This is a genomic window from Caloranaerobacter azorensis DSM 13643 (assembly GCF_900129995.1).
Taxonomy (GTDB): domain Bacteria; phylum Bacillota; class Clostridia; order Tissierellales; family Thermohalobacteraceae; genus Caloranaerobacter; species Caloranaerobacter azorensis.
Window position 1 is genome coordinate 1 of record NZ_FQXO01000106.1, and the last position, 6,212, is coordinate 6,212.

Genomic DNA, 6,212 nt, shown 5'->3' on the forward strand with positions numbered 1-6,212 from the left:
ATGGACACCCTTGCCTTTGGCTAGTGGTTGGCACGGTCAACCCCCACAGTGGACTCTCACCACCTAGTTGTTACGCATGCCCGGCGCACATAAAAAAAGACTTTTAGTTTTCTGTCTAAAAGTCTTCAAGAAAAACTATCTTTAAATAAGTCCTCCCCATATTTATTTTTTCTTTTATTTGCAATCTCATAGCATTTACCATCATTTCTTCCTTCTATTACTATTATATTCATCACTTTATGCTCTCTTGCCAAAATATATACAACTCTTATATTAATATTTTTATATTTGATTTTAAAAAAATTTGTCAAATCTTTCCCTTTTACATGCCCCAACGGTTCCCCATTATAAATTTTACTTTCCAACACACTATTCAATTTCCACCTCATCGGCCAGCCGATTCACTTCAGTTCTGCTTATTCCTTCTTCCAACAAAATTTCCTCGAAAATCACATCATCAGAAGGGTTATGATTTTCTATTCTCTGTAATGCTTTTGTTAGTAATCTAAAATTCTCTTTTATATCCATTAATTCACCATATTCTTCTATAGACATTATTATGGCTTGCGGTTTATTATTTTTAACTACTATATAAGGCTTGTTATCTTTTACAATTTTCTGAATTATTTTTGAACTTTTTCCTCTGCTCAAATCTGATACCGATACTATCCTGCCTAAAATTTCTCTCAAATCCCCAAAATAAGACATGATTCTACTACTCACCTTTTCTATATTGTATGTGTTTTGCAAAAGTAATCCCCCTTTCTTTATTATATTTATCTTTTACATTAATTAAACCATTTTCATAATTTTTTCACTTAAATTTTCTTGAAAATTATATGACTAATTCTGCACTTTTCATTTTCAACTTTAAATTTTAATCTGTCTCTTAATTATTTACATAAATGCAACAACCTGATTGCTTAAAATAAAGACGATTAATCCAGCTACAATTACTCCTGCAGTAATCGCCGGAAAAGAATATTTAAATTCTATATTAAATAAAGTAGCTGCTAGACATCCTGTCCAAGCACCAGTAGACGGTACCGGTATTGCAACTAAAAGAAATAGCCCTAAAGCCCTATATTTCTCAACTTTTTCGCTCTTCTTCAAAGTTCTCTGTTTAATCCATTCTGCAATCTTACCAAACATTTTAGTCCTTCCAAGATAATCGAATAAAGGTTTTAGTATTTTGAGTAAAATAGGTACAGGTATTAAATTACCTATAATGCTTAATATTGTACTTTGAACAGGTGTAAATCCCATTGCTATCCCAAGTGGTATTGCTGCTCTTAATTCTAATACAGGTCCAGCAGCAACAAGTATTACGATAAGTTCATCTTTTAAGACTTTTAAAGTCTGCATCAACAAATAAATCACCCCATTATATATCTATTGTTCTTTTTAGTCATTAATTATAATCTGACTTTATATCTTATTCAATAAAACTAATATTTATAATCCTAAAAGGTTCTGCTCTCCTATAGTTTACACATTTTTGAACTGTACAAATTATATTATATAATATAAAAAATAAAAGAAAAATATTTTTTTCGATTCTATATTAGTTATTTATTTTTAGCAATGGTAAGAATTCCGAAGAAATAATAAGAATTAATTAGAATCTACAATATAATTTTAATTAATCAGTTGTTAACAGTATTGCAAGTTAACTAAATATGCTTTAAAATAACATTCGTGATAAGTTAATATGAGCTGACGGGGTGTGGCGCAGTTTGGTAGCGCACGTGGTTTGGGACCATGGGGCCGGGGGTTCGAGTCCCTCCACCCCGACCAGAAGAAAAGAGTCGAGAATGTTCTCGGCTCTTTTTTCATTTTGATTATAATTCATCATAATACAAAAAATAGTTATATAACTTTTATCTGAAAGATTACAAATATATTAAAATGTAATTCGAGACATTGTTTAAACGTAGTTAATATGATACAATCACTATTGTTCAATAAATGGAATTATAAATATTAAAATACATATTTTTACATAGAATTAATAATATGAGCTTAAAAAAGAAAGGTTGATTACATGAGAAGAATAGTAGGAGCAATAAGAAAAGCAGTAGAAGAATTTAACCTTATAGAAGACGGCGATAAAATTGCAGTTGGAGTTTCAGGCGGAAAAGATAGCTTAATCCTATTATACGGGTTAAAAATATTCCAAAGATTTAGTCCGGTAAAATATGAGTTAGAAGCTATTACTCTGACTTTAGGTTTTGAAGACTTTGATTTATCTGAAGTAAAAAAATTTATAGAAGAAATTGGCGTTCCATATACCATAAAGGAAACTCAAATAGGTAAAATCATTTTCGATATCAGAAAAGAAAAAAATCCTTGTTCGCTTTGTGCTAGAATGAGGAGAGGGGCTATGCACGACCTTATGAAAGAAAAAGGATTAAACAAACTGGCTCTAGGACATCATGCTGATGATGCTATCGAAACATTATTCTTGAGTATGTTTTATGAGGGAAGAATAAATACTTTTTCACCTAAAACATATATGTCCAGAAAAGATGTTACAGTAATAAGACCTCTCATTTACGTTACAGAACATCAAATAAAAGGAGCCATTAAAAAATATAATATACCTACCGTAGAAAGTCCCTGTCCTGCAAACAGAAATACTAAAAGAGAATATATAAAACATCTTATGAAAAACATATATAAAGATATTCCTCAAGCAAGAGATAGACTTATTACCGCTATGAAAAATAAAGATCAGTTGAATTTGTGGTTTTAAAACTTAAACTCAAATTTTTAGATTCAAAGGAGGGTAACTATGAATAAGTTGTTTAAAAGAGTAGTTTCATATATAGCCGGTGGAGTAATCATTTTTTCAAGCTTTTCTATGAGCTTTGCAGATAAACCAATATTGCTTCACGAATGGAAAAATACAGAAAATATTTCGAGTGGTGTTATACACGAACATATTCAGAAATTCACATCTGATGGATGGTGGAATATAAATGTTTTAAGAGTAAATTTAAAAGATAAATACACTAACTTAGATGTTCTTTTTAACAAAGAAGGAATTTCTAAAAGAGATACACTATCTAACATGATAAAAAATTCTCAAGCTATTGCAGGTATCAATGGTGATTTTTTCTCGACAGCTAAAAGTTCTTTTCCTTTAGGAGTCGTCATATCAAATGGAAAAATGGTTTCATCTCCACCATATCATTGGGATAGACTGCCTATATTTGCAATAGATAAAAATAATTATCCCTTTATATCCTTCTGGAAATGGGAAATTAAAGCAGTCCCAGAAGGTGGACAACCTGTTATCTTATCTGCAATAAATAAATCAAGCAATAAACACGAAGAAGTTATTTTATACGATAAAAACTGGAGCTTAAAAAGTATAGGAAATACTTATTTCAACGATATGATAGAAATTGTTGTTGAAAAAGATACAGTTAAAGAAGTAAGAATTGGTCAACCTCCTATAGACATGCCGGAAAATGGATACATACTTACTGGGCGCGGCAGGGTTAAGAATATGCTTCTTAATAATTTTAAAGTAGGTAAAAAAGTAAAACTTGAAATAAATACTATGCCAAACTACGAAAACATAAAAACAGCTATAGGAAGTGGAACGTTTATAGTTAAAGATGGAAATATTGCAGATTTCACATTAAATATAAAAGGTAAACATCCAAGAACTGCATTAGGAATTAATAAAGACAAAGACGAACTCATTCTTGTAACAATTGACGGTAGAGATACTTCATATAAAGGTGTAGACTTAAATACTTTAGCCGAAATCATGATAGATTTGGGAGCATATGAAGCAGTTAATTTAGACGGTGGCGGCTCTACTACAATGGTATTAAAACCACAATATGAAGAAAATCCTATCGTTGTAAATCATCCGTCAGATGGGAAAGAAAGAAGAATATCAAACGGATTAGGTATTTTTAATAATGCTCCCAAGAAAAATTTAAGCTATATAAAAATATATACTGACGATACAAATATATTTGTTAATACATCTAGAAACTTCTATGTAAGAGGATTTGATAAATATCACAATCCTGTCGACATAGATATCGATAGAGTAAAGTTTAGCGTTTCAGGTATAAAAGGTAATTTTAATAGAAATAAATTAATTCCTAAAGAATTAGGAAAAGGTAAAGTAATAGCTAGATATAGAGGTAAAAAAGCCGAAATTGAAATTAACGTTTTAAATGAAGTAAAAGAATTGCAATTTAATTTTGACAAATTCCATATAGATGTAAATAGCCAGAAAGATTTAACCGAAATATACGGAAAAAATGATGAGGGCTATACAGCAAAGATAAATCCAAAAGACATTAATTGGACAATATATGGTAATATTGGCAAAATCGTAGATGGAATATTTTATAGCTCTAAAAAACCATCTTCTGGAGCTATTACTGCTAAACTCATGAATGCAGTTCAAAACATTGAAGTTTCAGTAGGTTATAATGAGATTCTATTGGAAGACTTTGAGAATTTAGATGACTTAAATTTCATAGGCTATCCTCAAGAGGTTAATGGAAATATTAAATTAGATAATGAAGACGTATTAGGCAAATTCTCTCTTAAATTAAATTACGACTTCACAAATTCTGAAAAAACTACGGCAGCATATATAACTCTAGGAGAAAATGGTATTAAATTAGAAAATAAACCTACCAAACTTGGATTATGGTTATATGGTAATGGAAGTAATCATTGGTTTAGAGGCAAGATAATAGACAGCAGCGGAAAATCTTATTATATCGATTTTGTAAGAAATATTGATTGGGATGGCTGGAAGTGGATTGAAGCAGATATTCCAGATAATGTTGCTTATCCTATAACTTTAGATAGGATTTATATTGTTGAAACTAGCCCTTGCAATAAAGATAAAGGGTATATCTTAATAGACGGACTAAAAGCTCTATATGCTACTCCTTATAAAACTATGACTTTACCTGCTGAAACTCATATAGAAGATAAACTTCAGAAAAGTGAAGAAATAGGTGAAAACGGCTTTAGCTTCATTGTTGCAAGAGGTATTAAAAAAGCAGATACTTTACTTAAACGCCTTATAGCAGGCAAAATAGATGAAAAAATAAATGAAAATCATCTGGGAATAATATTAGGTAAAATGAATAATATCTTTATAGATAAAATAAAAGTGCCTTTTGCTGAAGCATCTAATGGATATTCTTACTTTGTAAATAATAATACGCTATTTATACAGCTTGATGACACCAAAAACGGATTAAGAACATCAGATGTAAACCAATGGATTTGGCTGAAAGATATATTAAATAAGTCTAATGAAAAGAACGTAATTATTTCTTTACCAAAACCTGTATTTGGAAAATCCGGTTTTACTGATAAATTAGAAGCAGAATTATTCCATAAAATATTAACCGATTATAGAAATTCGGGTAAAAACATTTTTGTAATCCAGGGAAGTAATAGAACTGTTGTAAATTTAAAAGATGGAATACGATATATCGAAGTAGAAGATATTAAACTAGGGGATTTAAATGATTTGTTTGATATTAGATATGTTAGATTTGTGGTAAATGGGGATAAAGTAACTTATGAAATATTGCCTTTATTAAAAAATTAAGGGACTTCATAGTCCCTCAGACTGTTGACAAACTTATTCTCTTAAGTATTTTATGAAAATGAAAGCGAATGCTTGAAAGAATTTAGTAAAAAAACTAGGTGAAAATTTTTTAGAAAATCCGTAGGTTTGACAGGAGGTCAAACCAGCATCCTACAAGACAGGAGGTCTTGATTAGGTGCGTTAGGATTTTCTAAAAATTTGAACCCTTAGTTTTTTCTAAATTCGTCCGCATGAGCGTCATTTTCATAAAAATTTTACTTTGTCAATCGAGTAGGAGGTAGATGATTAATTCATCTACCGACCTCTCACACCACCGTACGTACCGTTCGGTATACGGCGGTTCATTAGGTTAAGTTCAATTTCTTATACTGCATAGAGAATGTTTTAAATCCTTGATTTAGCCAATACTGATTATTTAATGTCTTATTTAATATAGGACTATTAGATATACGCCAGTACCCCTTTCGGGTATTAGCGTATTGCCATGCCTTATACTCTGGGACTCCTAATCTTTTAAGATTCTTAAATTTGGTCTTAATTTTCTTCCATTGTTTCCAAAGGCATGCCCTTAATCTTCTCCTAGTCCATTTGTCTATCGCTTTTA

General features: G+C 30.5%; 6 protein-coding genes and 1 tRNA gene. 3 read left to right on the forward strand and 4 right to left on the reverse strand.

Going from position 1 to position 6,212, the window contains the following annotated elements:
• Nucleotides 1-125 precede the first annotated feature (125 nt).
• From BUB51_RS11745 to BUB51_RS11755, 3 genes are all read right to left on the reverse strand, one after another.
• Nucleotides 126-377, reverse strand: a complete 252-nt coding sequence (locus tag BUB51_RS11745; protein WP_143153623.1) for a hypothetical protein — start codon at nucleotides 375-377, stop codon at nucleotides 126-128.
• On the reverse strand, nucleotides 370-750 hold the full coding sequence (locus BUB51_RS11750) for a type II toxin-antitoxin system prevent-host-death family antitoxin (protein ID WP_052045307.1): 381 nt from the start codon (nucleotides 748-750) through the stop codon (nucleotides 370-372). Before BUB51_RS11750 ends, BUB51_RS11745 begins: the two co-directional genes overlap by 8 nt.
• 147 nt (nucleotides 751-897) lie before the next feature.
• The gene (locus BUB51_RS11755; RefSeq protein ID WP_073197965.1) at nucleotides 898-1,365 is read right to left on the reverse strand and encodes a COG2426 family protein; all 468 of its coding nucleotides are present in this window, start codon (nucleotides 1,363-1,365) and stop codon (nucleotides 898-900) included.
• Nucleotides 1,366-1,720: 355 nt separating this feature from the next.
• Here BUB51_RS11755 and BUB51_RS11760 point away from each other — a divergent pair.
• From BUB51_RS11760 to BUB51_RS11770, 3 genes are all read left to right on the forward strand, one after another.
• Nucleotides 1,721-1,797, forward strand: a tRNA-Pro gene (locus tag BUB51_RS11760).
• A 247-nt stretch (nucleotides 1,798-2,044) separates the two neighbouring features.
• Nucleotides 2,045-2,755 carry a tRNA 2-thiocytidine biosynthesis TtcA family protein gene (locus BUB51_RS11765; protein WP_073197959.1) on the forward strand — a complete coding sequence of 237 codons (711 nt, stop codon included), beginning with the start codon at nucleotides 2,045-2,047 and terminating at the stop codon, nucleotides 2,753-2,755.
• A 39-nt stretch (nucleotides 2,756-2,794) separates the two neighbouring features.
• Nucleotides 2,795-5,608, forward strand: a complete 2,814-nt coding sequence (locus BUB51_RS11770) for a phosphodiester glycosidase family protein (protein WP_073197961.1) — start codon at nucleotides 2,795-2,797, stop codon at nucleotides 5,606-5,608.
• A 344-nt stretch (nucleotides 5,609-5,952) separates the two neighbouring features.
• Here BUB51_RS11770 and BUB51_RS13375 read toward each other — a convergent pair.
• Nucleotides 5,953-6,212: group II intron maturase-specific domain-containing protein (locus BUB51_RS13375; RefSeq protein WP_073197605.1), on the reverse strand; the 260-nt coding region annotated here is incomplete at its 5' end.

Coding starts and splice junctions, on each gene's coding strand:
- BUB51_RS11755 (WP_073197965.1), bottom strand. CDS start 1,365: ATGCAGACTTTAAAAGTCTTAAAAGATGAACTTATCGTAATACTTGTT.
- BUB51_RS11765 (WP_073197959.1), top strand. CDS start 2,045: ATGAGAAGAATAGTAGGAGCAATAAGAAAAGCAGTAGAAGAATTTAAC.
- BUB51_RS11770 (WP_073197961.1), top strand. CDS start 2,795: ATGAATAAGTTGTTTAAAAGAGTAGTTTCATATATAGCCGGTGGAGTA.